Genomic DNA, 16,815 nt, shown 5'->3' on the forward strand with positions numbered 1-16,815 from the left:
ATTTGTGCATGATCTAAGAGTCTATTTATGATGAAAAATGCCTTATTAAAGCTATCCTTTTTAATTTCTGTTGTTGCTTGGGTTTCCTGTGGGAATTCGTTGAAGTCTACGCAAGCGAGCAAAACCGCAGTAAACAGCATGACCGGCCGGGTAACGAGCCAAGTTGTTATTCCGGGTGCAGATCAACTTACGCTGTATTTACCACAACTAAAAGGTAAGAAAGTGGGAATAATGGGAAATCAAACTTCCATTGTAGGGGCTGATAAAAAACATCTTGTCGATGTCTTGATCGATAATAAGGTTGATTTGAAGTTTGCCTTTGCGCCTGAACATGGTTTCCGCGGGAACGTTGAACGTGGTGAGAAGTTTGGGAATGATGTTGATCAAAAGACTGGTTTGCCGCTGTTTACATTATATGGAGGTAATAAGAAACAAGATTCTATCGTCAATTCAATTGATGTGATGATCTTCGACCTGCAGGACGTTGGGGCACGCTTTTATACATACATCACTTCTTTGCACCGTGTAATGGAATTATGTGCAAAGCATAATAAAAAATTAATTGTACTGGATCGTCCAAATCCAAATGGCGACCAGGTGGATGGACCTGTAAGGCATGATGATAAGTTTAAATCAGATGTTTCCTGGCATAAAATAGCCATGATCCATGGTTTAACAATCGGCGAGCTGGCGCAGATGATCAATGGAGAGCGGTGGCTTGAGAATGGCCGCCAGGCCGATGTAACGATTGTAAAGGTCAAAAATTGGAATCATAACAGTAGGTATGAGCTGCCGGTCATCCCATCGCCAAGTCTGCCAAATTATCTTTCTGTTCGGTTGTACCTTTCATTATGTCTTTTTGAAGGTACGGATATTTCGGTAGGTCGGGGTACGGATTGGCCGTTCCAGGTATTAGGTTATACAAATCCGGTCTATGGCTCCTTTACTTTTACACCGGGCGAACGTCACGGTATGTCCAAACATGTGGAGGGCAAAGGAACAGTCAATTATGGTGTTGATTTGCGCGGTCTGGATGCTGATCATCAAAAATTTACCTTAAAATATCTGTTGGACTTTTATCAAAAGACACCTGATAAATCCACTTTCTTCGCGCGGCCTGAATTTTTTGATAAGCTTGCGGGGACAGATCAATTACGTAAGCAAATCCTTGCCGGACAATCTGAAGCTCAGATTCGTGCTTCTTGGTCCGATGACCTGAAAGCCTATAAGCAAATGCGTAAAAAGTATCTGCTTTATACTGATTTCGAATAGCAATAACTAACAATATTAACTAGAATCATTTATTTTAAAACTCTATAATCAATGCGAAAATTTGTACTATTTTCTGTTGCTCTTGGATTGAGTTTTCCTTCTGAATCCTATTCTTTTGCAAAAAAAGAAGGTGCTTTGAATCGCGACAATTTAACAAGCGCCTTTCTGAGTTCTTCTGCAAAAAATGCGTTTCAAAATACGGTGCAAGGTACTGTAAAGGATGGAAAAGGTCCAGTCTCTGGGGTAAGCGTGTCTGTGATTGGCGGTACTGCGTCAACTAAGACTGATGCTCAGGGGCATTTTAAAATTACAGCTGCCGTGGGGAGCAAGTTGCGTTTTTCGTCTGTAGGATACGTGACGAAGGAGGTTGCCATTACTTCAGCTACGCTTGATGTAACATTAGCGGACGATAATCAAGCGTTGGACGAAGTGGTCGTTGTCGGTTACGGTACCCAGAAAAAAGGTAACCTAACTGGTGCGGTTTCATCGATCAATGTGAAGGAGAATCTACAGAGTCGTCCGATCGCCGATGTCGGCCGGGCAATTCAAGGGACGACGCCAGGATTTAGTGTTACTGTACCGAGTGGTGAGGTTGGATCTGATCCTACCATGCGTATTCGTGGTGCAATATCTTCCATTCAAGGGAATAGTAGTCCATTGATCTTGGTGGATAATGTGGAAATCCCGAGTATCCAATATGTAAATCCGGATGATGTTGAGTCGATCACCGTATTAAAAGATGCTGCCTCTTCGTCCATCTATGGTGCGAAAGCTGCTTTTGGTGTCGTATTGATTAAGACGAAAACAGGTGGAAGTGCGGAAAAGGTTACCGTAAATTATTCTAATAACTTCTCATTCCAAAATCCATATAAAAAGTTGGAAATGGGACGTGTTAATGCCTTGAAATATACCATTGACGCATTAGAAAGAGTTGGCGGAACCGAAACTGGTGCTTTCTATAAAGTAAATAGAGAAAGTTATGAACGCGCAGTGGAGTGGGATAAAAAATATGGATCTTCAATCGGGAAAGATGATCCAACGGTATATGGCAGAGACTGGTATGTAGATCCGGGATCGCCGACGAAAAAGTACGGTGTTAGAACGTATGATCCATATGATTATATGGTGCGCGAGTGGGCTCCCACACAAACACATAACTTGTCTTTAAATGGTACCATTAAGAAGACACAATATACAGCTTCATTTGGTTCGTTAAACCAAAGCGGTATGTTAAAGGCCGGCGATTCGGATAAGTTTAAACGGTATAATGCTGCATTAAGACTAAATACCGAACTGAATAAATATGTGACTATTAGGGGTGGAGCGATGTTTGCACAACGGAACAAGATCTATCCTTATGCGACAAACTCAACAACGGCCGATCCATGGTTGTACATGTATCGCTGGAGTTCCCTTTATCCAATGGGCTATGACGAAAATAACAACCCAATAAGGAGTCCATGGAGTGAAAATGAGGCGGCAAACCAAGCTTCCATGCTTCGCAATTATATTAATTTAAGCGCTGGTGCTACAGTTAATATAATGAAGAATTGGAAAGTAGATGTAGACTATACATTTACCAATGAGGATTATAGCTGGCGTAAAAACGGGACGAGATATACAGCAGCCAATTCTTGGGTAGCAGCTAAACAACGGTTTGATGCACAAGGAAATCCAGTTTATGTCAATAAAGAAGGAGCTGTTGTCAATAAGGGAGATGCTGATGCAACTTTAGCTTATGATCTTTCCAATGATATGTATACAGCGAATGGTTCTGCGCAAGATCATATCTATATGCGTTCACAAAATGAACATAAGCATACTGTCAATGCATTTACAACGTATGAGCTCGACTTGAATGATGATCATAACTTTAAATTTATCCTTGGTTTAAATAGAGTAACAAACGATGGTTCTTACCATTGGACACAGCGTGCTGATTTATTGGATATCACAAATCCTCAGTTTGATTTGGCTGTGGGCCAAATTACGGGTAGCGGTGGTGAGTATTGGGAATCACAATTAGGGTATTTTGGCCGTGTGAACTATGCGTATAAGAATAAGTATCTATTTGAAGGTAATATCCGTTATGATGGTTCCTCCAAGTTTCCAACAGATTTGAAATGGCGATGGTTTCCATCCTTTTCAGCAGGCTGGGTAGTTTCAGAAGAAAAATTCATGGACTGGTCAAGGGCTACATTAAATCAGTTGAAGTTTAGAGGTTCATGGGGTGTTATCGGAAATCAAACGGTACCTTCTGATCTTTATGTTTCAAACATGGATGCGGGTCAGATTAATTACATCGTCAATGGCGCATTGTTGAATTCTGTGGGTACGCCAAAACTGAATTGGCCAAACGTTACGTGGGAAGATCTGGAAACCCTGGATTTCGGTGCGGATGCCAGATTCTTCAAGAATAAATTAGGTTTGACGTTTGACTGGTATCAGAAGAAGACCAAAAATATGTTTGCTCCTTTGGAAGGAACAACACTGACCTTGGGTTCTGCGGCGCCTTGGGGTAACTTCGGTACCTTGACGACCAAAGGCTTCGAATTGGCCATCGATTTTAATCACCGATTTGAGAATGGATTGGGTATTAATTTTAGGGCTAATTTGGATGACTCTAAATCTGTTTTTAGTGGCTATACGTCATTACGCACTACCGGTGTGAATTATAATGGTCGGGTATATGGTGATATTTGGGGGTATGAGACAGACCGTCTGTACCAATACAATGATTTTGTATTGGATGGAAATAACAATCCGCAGTTGGTAAAACCAAATGCAGATATGACCAAATATTATGGAAGTACAGATAACGTCTATCTCTTGAAAGAGGGGCCGAATGGTGAAAAGCCTGTCTATCAGCCACGATTCCAAAATTCAACTAATTTCTATTTTGGTCCTGGGGATGTTAAATTCAAAGATTTGAATGGTGACGGCGAGATCGATAATGGTGACGGTACGATCGATAATCCTGGCGATATGAAGATCATTGGTAATTCGACGCCTCGTTATCAGTATGGCTTTAGATTTGGTGCTGATTGGAAAGGCTTCGATGTTTCAGCATTTTTCCAAGGTGTGGGACAACGTAAAGTTTGGGGAGCAGGATTCTTGGCGATTCCAGGATTTAACACTTCAGATGGAGCGATGCCTGCAAGCTTTGTAAACGATTACTGGACGAAAGATAATCAAGGAGCATTCTATCCGGCTGCATTCAACAACGGCGGTAGTGCGAATGTCAATAATATGCAAGTTCAGTCCCGCTATCTGTTGGATATGTCGTATTTGAGAATTAAGAACCTAACTGTGGGGTATACAATTCCTCAGCATATCGTGCAACGAGCTAAGATAAATAACTTACGTGTTTATGTTTCGTTGGAGAATTTCTTCACTTGGGATAAGCTTCGTGGCTTACCGATTGATCCGGAAGAGGTGGGAGGCTTCTCGATTTTTAATGAAACGAATTACAACGGTGGACGTACAGGTGTTGGAACACCAACATTTAAGAGTGCCTCATTTGGTGTTCAGTTAAACTTTTAAACGAATTTGACAGATGAAATTAAATAGAATAAAAATTGGATCTATCATGCTTTCCGCCATGTTATTGGGGGTGGGCTGTAGTAAGGATGTGCTGGATAGGCCTGATCAAACTAAAGTAATCGATGAAAACTTTTGGAGAAATGAAGCTGATGTTCGTTTGTATGCAAATGATTTTTATTTAAATTATTTTGTTGGCTATAATACTTTTTATGGTACGGCCTATGCTCCCTTAGTGGGATATAACTATGCAGATGACTTTACTTCTGAAGGAACGCAAGGTGGCTTTGAGTCAGTTGTTCCGACGAGTAGAGGTGCGAGTACGGTGACACCTGATATGTTGACGACCTACTCAGGGCCGACCTGGAATTTTTACTGGGTTAGAAAGGCTAATGTGATGTTGACCAGGATTGAAACAAAGGCCAAGTCAAAATTGTCAGAGGCTGAGTATAAGCACTGGACTGCAGTAGCTCGTTTTTTTAGAGGCTACGAATATAGTAGGTTAGTTTCTGTGTTTGGTGATGTGCCTTATTTTGATGTTGAAGTTGATCCGATGGATCAGGCTACAATGTATAAGGAACGTACCAAGCGCGGGGAGGTTATGGATAAAGTCTATACAGATTTTGAGTATGTGCTTGATAATATGCGTGCTGATGACGGAAAAGGTTATGTAAATAAATATGCAGCAGCGGCACTTATTTCTAACCTCATGTTGTTTGAAGGTTCCTGGGAAAAATACCATGGCTTGGATCAAGATCGTGCGAAAAAGTATCTCGCGCTTGCGGTTAAAGCGTCCGAAGTTGTCATGAATAGTGGAAAGTGGTCTTTTGGAAGTGATTTTAAAAGCCTGTTCGCATCTGAAGATCTTTCAAGCAATCCAGAGGTAATTTTCTTCAGAACTTATAATGATGCCTTGAAAGTAACGCACGCCGTAGGTTCTTACAGTAATGGTACTGAAGGGCAGAAGGGCGTTAACTTGGATTTGTTGAAATCTTTTATCTGTAACGATGGAAAGGTTTGGCAAAACTCAGCGCTCACAAATGCTTCGGACTTTTCGATGAAATCTTTGGCGAGAACGAGAGACCCACGGTTTGAAGCTTCGTTGATGGATACCGTTAATACAGCTTCATCAACATTTGCTTACGGTCATAAATTTGCTGCTAGAGAAGCCTTGACGTATATTGGAAAAACTTATCCAGCAAAATGGAGTAGTAATACAAATACAAATGATGCTCCGATTGTGCGTCTTGGTGAGGTTGTGTTGAATTGGATTGAGGCAAGGCAGATTCTTGCGGAGTTTTTTGGTGGAGCAGCTGTTACCCAAGGTGATTTGGATAAATCAATCAATGCGGTACGGAATAGGCCGCTAGACGCAGATGCCATAGCTAAAGGGGTAAAGAAAACGGCACCTTTGACATTAAATTCCCTGCCGAACGATCCAAGCCGCGATGCGGATGTGTCGCCGTTGATGTGGGAAATCAGACGTGAACGAAGAATGGAATTTGTATATGAGTATGCGCGATTGAATGATATCCGTCGCTGGAAAAAATTGGATTATATGAACTTTTCACGCAATGTCGATTATTCATTGGGTCCCTGGGTAAATATCAAAAAGGATCTTCCAAATCGTTTGACAAAAGCTTACGAAGGTGTTTTGAAAGTCCGTGACGCAGCAGGAAATACAATCACGTACAATGGTAAAAACGCCGATGCTATGGTGGGATATTACGTTGTTCCGAAATTTGCAAACAGGGTAAGTTTTACCGATCGGTCGTACTTGGCTCCTGTTGGACTGAATCAGATTCAACAATATGCAAATTTGGGCTATATCTTAACACAGACGCCAGGCTGGCAATAGATAGCATTGTATTAAAAGGCCTTTCTGAATTTCAGAAAGGCTTTTTAATACATAATGAATTTTGATTTACATGAAGATGCATAAAAATGCAATATCATTTCTGTTTTATGCATAAAAACGCTATTTTTAAGAAAACATTACGCATGAAGTTTCCAATTATCACCTTTTTTATTGCATTATCCTGCGTTTTTAACGTTGCGATAGCACAGCAGTCCTTTAAGTTTGCCCACGTAACAGATACACATGTTGGCGGTGCAACAGGAGAGGAAGATCTGCGACGTACTGTAAAGGACCTGAATACATTGAAAGATATTGATTTCGTTATACTTTCTGGAGATATCACTGAGTTTGGTGCTGATCATGAATTAAAGCTTGCGAAGCGGATCTTAGATAGTCTGCAGTTGCCCTGGTATGTTATCCCGGGAAATCACGATGGCAATTGGTCTGAAAATGGAGCCAACACGTTTCGCACCGTTTTTGGTGGCGAAACCTTTTTCTTTAAGCATAAAGGCTACGCATTCATTGGAACCAATTCAGGGCCCAATATGCGCATGAGTCCTGGTCAAATTCCTCGGGAAAACCTGGTTTGGATGGATTCCATTTTTGCAGCGAATCCGGATAAACAGCTACCATTGATCTATATTAATCATTATCCACAGGATTCATCGTTAAATAACTGGTTTGACGCACTGAAAAGAGTTAAAACGCGGAATGTCCAGTTGGCGCTTTGTGGGCATGGTCATGCCAATAAATTATACGATTGGGAAGGAATTCCGGGGGTGATGGGACGGTCTAATCTGCGTGCGAATAAAGCGGTTGGGGGTTATAATATTGTGACCATCGCCGATGGCAAAGCCAGTTATCAAGAGCGTAATCCCGGTGTAGGAATGCAGGAGAAACCTTGGGTTGTTGTTCCAATGTTCGAGCATCATTATGAAAATGAAACGATAAGCTACCTGAGACCAAGTTATGCTGTGAACGCAAAATATGCGGACCAGGTTAAAGTTAATTGGACGTTTGAAGACGCCAGCGATATCGGGGCGGGACTAGCCGTTTACAAAAATAGCGTGATTACATCAAATACCGCGGGCGATATCTTTGCGCTTGACTTAAAAACTGGCAAAAAGCTATGGGCATACCGTACCGGCGGTAAAGTTTATTCTACGCCTGCTGTGTGGAAAGGGATTGTCGTGGCGGGATCATCGGATCATGCAATTTATGCGGTAGATGCCGGTAATGGCAAGTTGTTGTGGAAGGTGGAGACTGAGAAGGCGGTTTTGGGTTCACCCTTGCTACATGATGGCGTGGCTTTTATCGGTGGCTCGGATGGTAAGTTTAGAGCGCTGGACATCAAGACGGGAGCTGTAAAGTGGAGTTTTGACCAGGTCAAAGGATTTGTATCGACGCTGCCAACGTATTATTTGGGGAATGTAATTTTTGGTTCCTGGAGCAATGGATTCTATGCTTTGGATGCCAAAACGGGTAAGCTTTCGTGGGAGTGGAATAATGGACAGGCCAATCGGATGTTTTCTGCTGCGGCATGCAATCCGGTGGGGGTAAACAATCGTGTTTTTGTAGTTGCACCGGATCGTTTTATGACAGCACTGGATGCGAAGAACGGTGCGGTCATCTGGCGGGAAAAGAAAGATACCATTCGGGTGCGCGAGTCTATGGGGTTGGCTGCAGATCATAAATTGGTTTATGTGAAGACGATGGATGGGGATCTTTTAGGTATTTCGGTTGCTGGTGATCGTATGGATGTTGCCTGGAAGTCCAAACTTAAATTGCCCTACGAATTGACACCTTCTGCAATTACATCCAATGGCAAGTTGGTCTTTGTGCCGAGTCATTCGGGTTTGCTATCTGGAGTTGACGCAAAAACAGGCGCGGTAGTATGGCAATATAAAATATCCAATGGAATGGTTAATCCCGTTGCACTAAATGGGAGAAATACCGTGATAGCGAGTACGATGGATGGCAAAATAGTTTCATTACAGTTTTAAGCAATCGATTGAAATGATCTTTTTGAAAATAAATGCCTTGATATGATAAAAAAATGTCTAAACTTCTTAAATTTACGTCAAGCTTTTTTGCTTGTTTTTGCATGTTTTGTTTGTAACTTTGCGAAAGCACAGCAAAATGCTTGGATTAGAATAAACCAATTGGGCTATACTCCAGCGGGCAAGAAGGTCGCGGTATGGGGTGGGAAATCAATCAGGCAGCTTCGTTCTTTTGAAATTAAAAACGCACAAACGGGTAAAACAGTCTATGTACATCCTGTTGGAAAAGATTATGGGGCTTATGGTCCTTTTGTTCAGAGCTTTCGTTTTGATTTCTCTTCCATGCAGGATACAGGACGCTTTTTTGTTCAGGCCGGAGATGTGAAGTCTCCAACATTCCGAATCGCTCGGGACGTTTATAAAGGAGCGGCAGATTTTGTACTGCGTTATATGCGGCAACAACGGACATTGTTCAACCCTTTTCTGAACGATAGCTGCCATACACACGATGGCTTTGCGCTGTATGCAGGAAAGGTTGGTATTCCCGATAGCTCCCGTATCGATGCGGGGGGCGGTTGGCATGATGCTTCTGATTATTTGCAATATGCGACAACGTCAGCAAATGCGACATTTCATCTGTTAGCGGCTTACCGCGATTTTCCAAAGGTGTTTGGTGATCTAAAGCAAGCAAATGGTCTTGATGGAAAAAATGGCCGGGCCGATGTGCTCGATGAAGCAAAATGGGGCTTGGATTGGCTGTTGAAAATGCATCCCAAGGCCAACCAAATGTACAATCAGATTGGTGATGACCGGGATCATGCCAGCATGCGGATGCCAAAGGAAGATCCTTATTATGGTCGTGGATTTGAGAGACCGGTGTATTTTATCGATGGCGAGCCACAGCAGCGTGGCAAGTTTATGAACAATACAACCGGAACAAGCTCTACTGCTGGTAAATTTAGTAGTGCTTTTCGCCTGGGGGCGATGTTGTTTGACAAAGAGGATCGGAAATATGCAACGCTGCTTTCGAAGAAATCGGAAACAGCCTATGCTTATGCCAATATAAAACCAGGCGTGACACAGACAGTTTCTGTGAAATCGCCCTATATTTATGCCGAAGATAATTGGGTAGACGATATGCAGTTGGCCGCTGCAATGGGTTTTTCGATGACAAAAAAAGAAAAGTTTGCACGAGAAGCCTTACGCTACGCCCGGCAAGAAAAGATTACACCTTGGATGGATAGCGATACTGCTGCACATTATCAGTGGTATCCTTTTATCAATCTTGGGCATTATGAGTTGGCAAAAGGATTAAAAGGACAAGATCGCGAGGAGATTGTTTCCTATTATAAACAGGGGATTGAGCAAGTCAATCGGAGAGCTGAGAAAAACGCTTTTTTTCGGGGAGTTCCCTTTATTTGGTGTAGCAACAACTTAACGGTATCCTTTGCGATCCAATGTCTCTGGTATAAAGAATTGACAGGAGATACACATTTTGATGAGCTAGCCCAAGCTAATTTTGACTGGTTATTCGGGGCGAACCCTTGGGGCACGAGTATGGTATATGGTCTTCCGGCTGGAGGCGATACACCTGTCGATCCGCATTCGGCGTTTACCTTTCTTGGAAAGCATCCGATCGACGGCGGATTGGTTGATGGGCCCATTATGGCATCCACGTATCGCAATCTGATTGGTATCAAGTTGAATAATCCGGATAGCTATGCGGAGTTTCAAAGTGATCTGGCGGTCTATCATGACGACTACGGAGATTATAGTACGAATGAGCCGACAATGGATGGTACCGCTTCGTTGATTTATCTGTTGGCTTCAAAGGAGGGTAAGGCCATGGAGGAGCCTGCCGGAAAAAAGTAACACGGGATGTTTTTGGAGCTATTGTCCGGGGCGACTCGACAAAACGGCAGGTGGCCCTGGTGTTTACCGGTCATGATTTATCTGAGGGTACTGCTGAGGTATTAGCAAGTCTAAAGCATAATGGCATTAAAGGCTCTTTTTTCCTGACAGGCGATTATCTCAGAACTCCAGGTTTTAAGCCGTATGTCCGTCAGATGTTAAGCGATGGCCATTGGATTTCGGGGCATTCCGATAAACATATTCTGGTGAGTGACTGGGGGAGTAGGGAGGTGCTTTTGGTCAAACGTGACTCTTTTGTCGCTGATCTAAAAGCAAACCTGAAAGCACTGGAAGGCGCGGGTGTCAAAAGAGAGCAGCTGTCCTATTATATTCCTTCTTATGAATGGTATAATAGTGAAACAGTCGACTGGGCAAAGGCAGTTGGTCTAAATTCGGTTAATTATACACCAGGAATACGGACTGCGGCTGATTATACCTATCCTGAAATGGGGGGGCGTTATTTATCGTCGACAGCGATTCTCGACAATCTCTGGTCTTACGAAGCTCGATATGGGCTCAATGGATTTTTGATATTGATTCATATGGGAACTGATGATCGGCGGAAAGATAAGCTGTATCATCATTTGGATGATATCATTAGCATATTAAAGGGGAAAGGGTATCAACTTGTGGATGTACCCGATTTATTGAAATAAAGAAATACAATATATACTAATAATGGTAAATACAACGGAGAAAGATTCGAATTATCAGGATTTGGACAAGATGTCTGTGCATGAGTTATTGACAAATATCAATAATGAGGATAAATCTGTGCCACTTGCTGTAGAGCAGGCTATCCCTCAGATTGAAGCATTAGTCAAAGTCACTGTGGAGAAAATGAAGGCTGGTGGTCGAACTTTTTATATCGGCGCTGGTACAAGTGGCCGTTTGGGCGTGCTGGATGCGTCTGAATTACCTCCGACATACGGCGTTCCATTTGAATGGATCATTGGGTTGATTGCTGGTGGTGATACTGCAATTAGAAAAGCAGTTGAATTTGCAGAAGATGATCTGGAGCAAGCATGGAAAGATATGGAAGCGTATGATATTGATGAAAACGATGTTGTTATCGGCATTGCGGCTTCTGGAACCACACCTTATGTTATCGGCGGATTGAAAACGGCAAACGAGAAAGGGCTTGTGACGGGCTGTATTGTCTGTAACGGAGGGTCCCCGATTGCGGAAATAGCGCAGTATCCGGTTGAAGTTATTGTTGGGCCAGAATTTGTTACCGGGTCTACGCGAATGAAATCGGGTACAGCACAGAAACTTGTGTTAAATATGTTCAGTACCGCAGTGATGATCCAATTGGGTAGGGTAAAGGGGAACAAGATGGTCGATATGCAATTGTCAAACCATAAGCTGGTCGGTCGTGGTGTACGTATCATTATGGATCAGACCGGGGCGCTTGAAGAAGAAGCTGCGGCTTTACTTGAGCAATTTGGTAATGTAAGACAGGCAATCGAAGCTTATCAGGATACCCATTGAGCATAACCTATTAAAATCACCTATTTAAAAACAAACTATGTCACCAGTAATATTATTATCTTTTATAATAATCTATTTTGCAGTTCTGCTTGCTGTAGCTCACTTCACCTCGAAGGGAGCTTCCGATAACTCTACCTTTTTTGTCGCAAACCGGAACTCTAAATGGTATATGGTCGCCTTTGGGATGATCGGTACCGCGCTCTCCGGCGTAACTTTTATCTCGGTTCCCGGCGCAGTCGGTGCGTCTGAATTTAGCTATTTTCAATTTGTTCTTGGGAACGCCGTTGGTTTTGTCATTATTGCCTATCTATTGCTTCCGCTCTATTATAGAATGAACTTGACTTCCATTTATACGTATTTGGAAGAACGTTTTGGGCACACCACGTACAAGACCGGTGCTGCTATTTTTTTGGTTTCCCGTACGATCGGTTCGGCGTTTCGTCTTTATCTGGTCGCAATCGTATTGCAGCATTTTATTTTTGATGCCTGGAATGTGCCTTTCGCGATTACGGTCGTTATATGTTTGGTGTTAATCTGGATGTATACAAACAAGGGTGGCTTAAAGACGATTATTGTGACAGATACCCTACAGACTACCTTTTTAGTGACCGCAGTAATTCTCTCTATCTATTTTATGGCCAAAGGATTAGATTTTGGTATCGTCGATACTTTCGAGGCTGTAAAAGAAAGTAGTTATTCCAAGATCTTTTTCTGGGATGATTTTGTCGGCAGTAAAGCAAATTTTTGGAAACAATTCTTGGGAGGAATTTTTGTGACCATTGCGATGACTGGGCTTGATCAGGATCTAATGCAAAAGAACTTATCGATGGGGACCATTAAAGAAGCCCAAAAGAACATGATCACTTTTACAAGTGTTTTTGTGGTCATTAATATTTTCTTTTTAGCTGTCGGTGCTTTGCTGTATATCTATGCGGCTAAAAACGGAATTGATGTGACTCAATTAGCAACACGCGATTATTTGTACCCAGAAATTGCATTAAACCACTTGGCTATTGTTCCTGCAATCATCTTTATGATGGGGTTAACGGCTGCTACTTTTGCAACGACAGATAGTGCGCTAACGGCATTGACAACATCTTTCTGTGTGGACTTTCTAAATTTCAATAAAAAAGAAAATCCCAATGATCCAGCGCTGATCAAGCAGCGTAATTATGTGCATTTTGGTTTCTCCATTGTGATGCTGTTGGTTATTCTGGTCTTTAAGCTGATCAATGATGACTCGGTCGTCAATGCAATCTTTACTGCGGCGAGTTATACCTATGGACCTTTATTGGGTTTATTCGTTTTCGGAATATTCACAAAATATGCCGTGCGGGATAACGCTGTACCTTATATCTGTGTACTTTCGCCTACCGTCTTATTTTTGCTTAAAACCTATGTTATTGAAGTGTATACACCTTATGTTATCGGATTGGATTTGATCATTATTAATGGTTTTATCACGTTTGTGATGCTTTTGATCAGTTCTCCAGGTAAAGCAAGTGAAAAAGCATTGTCCCATAATTAATGCACTTCGGCTATAAAAAATTTCTCCATTGGTGAGAAGATGTAAATACAAGTATTGATTTTGATTTGTACGTACAGAAAAATTAAGTTAAGTTTGATATACTTAGTTTTCTGTACGTATGTATCATAGCATAAATGAGACTACGGAATTTATCCGTAGAAAAATTGGAGATTTTACTCCAGAATTCGGTATCATCCTAGGTACTGGTTTAGGTAAGTTGGTTGATGAAATTGAAGTCAAGTATCAGCTGATGTATTCCAATATACCAAATTTCCCCATTTCGACTGTTGAATTTCATTCTGGTAAGCTCATTTTTGGAAAATTGAGTGGCCGCAATGTGGTTGCTATGCAGGGGAGGTTGCATTATTATGAAGGTTACGATATGCAACAAATTACCTTTCCGATCCGTATCATGAAAGTTTTGGGGGTACAAAAATTGTTTGTTTCCAACGCTGCGGGCTCCCTGAATCCTGATGTGAAAAAAGGTGACCTTGGAATTATTGAAGATCATATCAATTTGTTGCCGGATAATCCGCTACGCGGACAGAATTTGGCCGAGTTTGGTCCACGATTTCCGGATATGAGCGAGCCTTATAACCGAAAGATGATTGGACAGGCTCTTGAAATTGCAGCCAAACATGCTATTGCTGCGCGAAAAGTTGTTTATGTTTCTTCCGCAGGTCCAAATTTGGAAACAAAAGCGGAATATCGTTATATGCGCCTGATCGGTGGGGATGTGGTCGGTATGAGTACCGTTCCAGAAGTGATTGTTGCTAATCATATGGCACTGCCGGTATTTGCGATTTCTGTTGTTACGGATGAAGGCTTTCACGAGGAGCTTAAACCCGTATCATTACAGGAAATTGTTAATGTTGCGGAGAAAGCGGAACCTAAAATGACATTAATTTTGAAAGAATTAATAGCTTTGCAATAAATTGTCTTTTCATGTATCATCTTTGATGGCGAAAGTTGATGGATTGGTGGATATTTGAGAGTAATTTGTTCATTCAGGTGAATTTAGCTTTTTTGGTTTTTATATAATTTTAGATGAAGTTGATCGTACGCATACTTGCCGCATGGTGTGTTTTATTTGTTTATTCCATGGATGTTATTGCCCAGAGCAAGGAAGAGTGGAGTAGTGCATTGGATTCGGCTAGGGCAAAGGAAGATGGGAAGAAAGATTCTGTCATCCTTTCTGCGAAGTATATCCGATATGCCACACTGGATATGTTAAAAAAAGGAACTTATACACGGCAGATCGATACATCACATCATAATTATCAATATTATAATCCGCAGAATTTACCCTGGAATCCCAGCGTGAACCTTGGGGCTTATGGTCTTGCTACACGGGATCTATTGTTCCAACCTAAAAAGACCATTGGCTTTCAGTCTGGTTTTACAGCATTGGAACGTTATTTATTGAACCCCGATTCGATCCAATATTTTAGGGCCCGGGCGAGGTACTCCGAACTGTCGGCTGTGGGATTCTTTTTTAATGACCAAGTCTTTAGGGCACAATTAGCACAGAATATCAATTCTCAGTGGAATATGAATGTCGATTTCCATTCGACCAAAACGGATGGATTTTATCTTGGGCAGAATTATTCGGATTTAAAGGCTTCAGTTGCGTCTTGGTATGAATCGAAAAATAACCGGTATAATTTGTTGATCAATGCAGTATTTAATCGTTTGGATGCCATGGAGAATGGTTCTATTACGGAGGATCTTCCATTTGCACCCGGAAACAGGCAGTCTCCGGACCGATTTATACCGAAATTCAATGATCCGAGTAAAACAAATGTACCGCGATCCAAATGGTGGGATAACTCATTGTTTCTACGTCAATCGCTTTATTTAGGGCGATTGGATACAATCGATAAAGGAAAGCCGACCATGCAGATCCATCCGACCAATAGCATGGCGCATAATACGCGCATAAGAAGACAGACCTATAATTTCTTCAAGAACATGGATGACCAAAATGCGGCATTGCCTTACAATAATAAGGCATTGGCGCTGAACAGTGATAAGACGCTGATCACGAATGTTTCCAATGAATTTGAATATAACTTTTTTCTCAGAGGAAAGTCGGTCTTTAAGAATGAGGCGAAACTAAATTTGGCTTTTCAGCACGACATGAACTGGGTGGAGCAGCATCAGTTGGACTCCATGCGCTATTATAACAATACTTCAGCCTATCCACAGCCGCTGAAGAAATTGCCGGATAGCACCACATTTGATCGCTTTTATCAAAATGGAATCGTGAAAGGTGAATTAGGGTATAAGTTTTCAGATCGTCTTGATTTTAGTTTAAAAGCGAATCAGATTGTATTTGGTCACAACTTTGGGGATTTCTTGTATGAAGCTAAAGCGGATATCTCCATGGGGGATAAAATTGGAAAGGTGACCCTGTCGGCTTATTCGCAGAATAAATCGCCAGAGATGGTTTTCGAGAATTTAAACTATACCTACGGAAAATGGAATGATTTAGATCTTAAAAAGACGAAAATTCAGAATCTGGGTTTTCAATATGCCAATCCGATGCTTGGTTTCCATGGTAAGGTGGAGTATTTTTTGATGAACAATTATACCTATTTCGAAGAGTTGTCCAATCCACAGAACGATCCTAAGAAGGATAAATGGATTGTTCCGACACAATTGGATAAAGCTAATTTGCTGAAGGTAACCGTTGGACAAAAATTTAAACTAAACCATTTTACCTTCGATAATCTCGTGGTCTATCAAAAGACAGATCAACAGGATGCATTGGCAGTTCCCGAGTTGTATACCTGGCATAGTTTGTATTACAGTAACCTGTTTTACAAAGTTATTGATTATAGTATCGGTCTGGACGCAAAGTTCAATACACCTTATGCCAATCCGAATTATTCAATTGGGACGGGACAGTTTTACAATGCTTACAAACAGATTGAGTTTTCGACATATCCAATCATGGATCTATGGATTACTGCGAATATACAACGGGTGAATATGTTTTTGAGTTATAATTTTTTAAATCAGAACTTCTATCCGCATGGTTACTATACGGTCAGACGTTATCCGATGAATAGTGCTAATTTTAGATTTGGTATTTCTTGGAAGTTCTATGATTAAAAATTATTTCGGTGTTTCTTAGCTTGTTGTGATATTAAAGGCATAAAATCTTATAAAATAATTTTGAGAATAGAATTTTTAAGCTATATTTGCACACG

General features: G+C 41.5%; 10 protein-coding genes. All 10 read left to right on the top strand.

Annotation, left to right across the window (positions count from 1 at the left end; translation table 11 throughout):
• Window positions 1-27: 27 nt before the first annotated feature.
• The 10 genes from B3E92_RS15265 to B3E92_RS15310 all read left to right on the top strand — a co-directional run bounded on the left by B3E92_RS15265 (window position 28) and on the right by B3E92_RS15310 (window position 16,717).
• Window positions 28-1,272, top strand: a complete 1,245-nt coding sequence (locus B3E92_RS15265) for an exo-beta-N-acetylmuramidase NamZ family protein (protein WP_286897482.1) — start codon at window positions 28-30, stop codon at window positions 1,270-1,272.
• 51 nt (window positions 1,273-1,323) lie between these two features.
• The gene (locus tag B3E92_RS15270) at window positions 1,324-4,815 is read left to right on the top strand and encodes a SusC/RagA family TonB-linked outer membrane protein (protein WP_070561304.1); all 3,492 of its coding nucleotides are present in this window, start codon (window positions 1,324-1,326) and stop codon (window positions 4,813-4,815) included.
• Between the two features lie 13 nt (window positions 4,816-4,828).
• Complete coding sequence (locus B3E92_RS15275; RefSeq protein WP_070561302.1) at window positions 4,829-6,670, top strand: RagB/SusD family nutrient uptake outer membrane protein; 1,842 nt, start codon at window positions 4,829-4,831, stop codon at window positions 6,668-6,670.
• Between the two features lie 143 nt (window positions 6,671-6,813).
• Window positions 6,814-8,673 carry a PQQ-binding-like beta-propeller repeat protein gene (locus tag B3E92_RS15280; RefSeq protein WP_070561508.1) on the top strand — a complete coding sequence of 620 codons (1,860 nt, stop codon included), beginning with the start codon at window positions 6,814-6,816 and terminating at the stop codon, window positions 8,671-8,673.
• Window positions 8,674-8,715: 42 nt separating this feature from the next.
• Window positions 8,716-10,542 carry a glycoside hydrolase family 9 protein gene (locus B3E92_RS15285; protein WP_254667641.1) on the top strand — a complete coding sequence of 609 codons (1,827 nt, stop codon included), beginning with the start codon at window positions 8,716-8,718 and terminating at the stop codon, window positions 10,540-10,542.
• A 50-nt stretch (window positions 10,543-10,592) separates the two neighbouring features.
• A complete protein-coding gene (locus B3E92_RS15290; RefSeq protein ID WP_070561300.1) occupies window positions 10,593-11,237 on the top strand; it encodes a polysaccharide deacetylase family protein in 645 nt (214 codons plus the stop codon).
• Between the two features lie 22 nt (window positions 11,238-11,259).
• Window positions 11,260-12,072, top strand: coding sequence for an N-acetylmuramic acid 6-phosphate etherase (gene murQ / locus B3E92_RS15295; RefSeq protein WP_046672659.1), 813 nt, complete (start codon window positions 11,260-11,262; stop codon window positions 12,070-12,072).
• 37 nt (window positions 12,073-12,109) lie between these two features.
• Entirely contained in the window at window positions 12,110-13,600 is a 1,491-nt protein-coding gene (locus B3E92_RS15300) for a sodium:solute symporter (RefSeq protein ID WP_070561299.1), read from the top strand.
• A gap of 118 nt (window positions 13,601-13,718) precedes the next feature.
• Window positions 13,719-14,534, top strand: coding sequence for a purine-nucleoside phosphorylase (locus B3E92_RS15305; protein WP_070561298.1), 816 nt, complete (start codon window positions 13,719-13,721; stop codon window positions 14,532-14,534).
• A gap of 113 nt (window positions 14,535-14,647) precedes the next feature.
• Complete coding sequence (locus tag B3E92_RS15310) at window positions 14,648-16,717, top strand: putative porin (protein ID WP_070561297.1); 2,070 nt, start codon at window positions 14,648-14,650, stop codon at window positions 16,715-16,717.
• The last annotated feature ends 98 nt before the right edge of the window (window positions 16,718-16,815 follow it).

The sequence above is a fragment of the Sphingobacterium sp. UBA6317 genome (assembly GCF_002440385.1).
GTDB classification, from domain to species: Bacteria; Bacteroidota; Bacteroidia; order Sphingobacteriales; family Sphingobacteriaceae; genus Sphingobacterium; species Sphingobacterium multivorum.

Bases quoted from the DNA above. Each gene is read 5' to 3' on its own strand.
- B3E92_RS15305 (WP_070561298.1), top strand. From the start codon at position 13,719: ATGTATCATAGCATAAATGAGACTACGGAATTTATCCGTAGAAAAATT.
- B3E92_RS15270 (WP_070561304.1), top strand. From the start codon at position 1,324: ATGCGAAAATTTGTACTATTTTCTGTTGCTCTTGGATTGAGTTTTCCT.
- B3E92_RS15300 (WP_070561299.1), top strand. From the start codon at position 12,110: ATGTCACCAGTAATATTATTATCTTTTATAATAATCTATTTTGCAGTT.
- B3E92_RS15275 (WP_070561302.1), top strand. From the start codon at position 4,829: ATGAAATTAAATAGAATAAAAATTGGATCTATCATGCTTTCCGCCATG.
- B3E92_RS15310 (WP_070561297.1), top strand. From the start codon at position 14,648: ATGAAGTTGATCGTACGCATACTTGCCGCATGGTGTGTTTTATTTGTT.
- B3E92_RS15285 (WP_254667641.1), top strand. From the start codon at position 8,716: ATGATAAAAAAATGTCTAAACTTCTTAAATTTACGTCAAGCTTTTTTG.
- murQ (WP_046672659.1), top strand. From the start codon at position 11,260: ATGGTAAATACAACGGAGAAAGATTCGAATTATCAGGATTTGGACAAG.
- B3E92_RS15265 (WP_286897482.1), top strand. From the start codon at position 28: ATGATGAAAAATGCCTTATTAAAGCTATCCTTTTTAATTTCTGTTGTT.
- B3E92_RS15280 (WP_070561508.1), top strand. From the start codon at position 6,814: ATGAAGTTTCCAATTATCACCTTTTTTATTGCATTATCCTGCGTTTTT.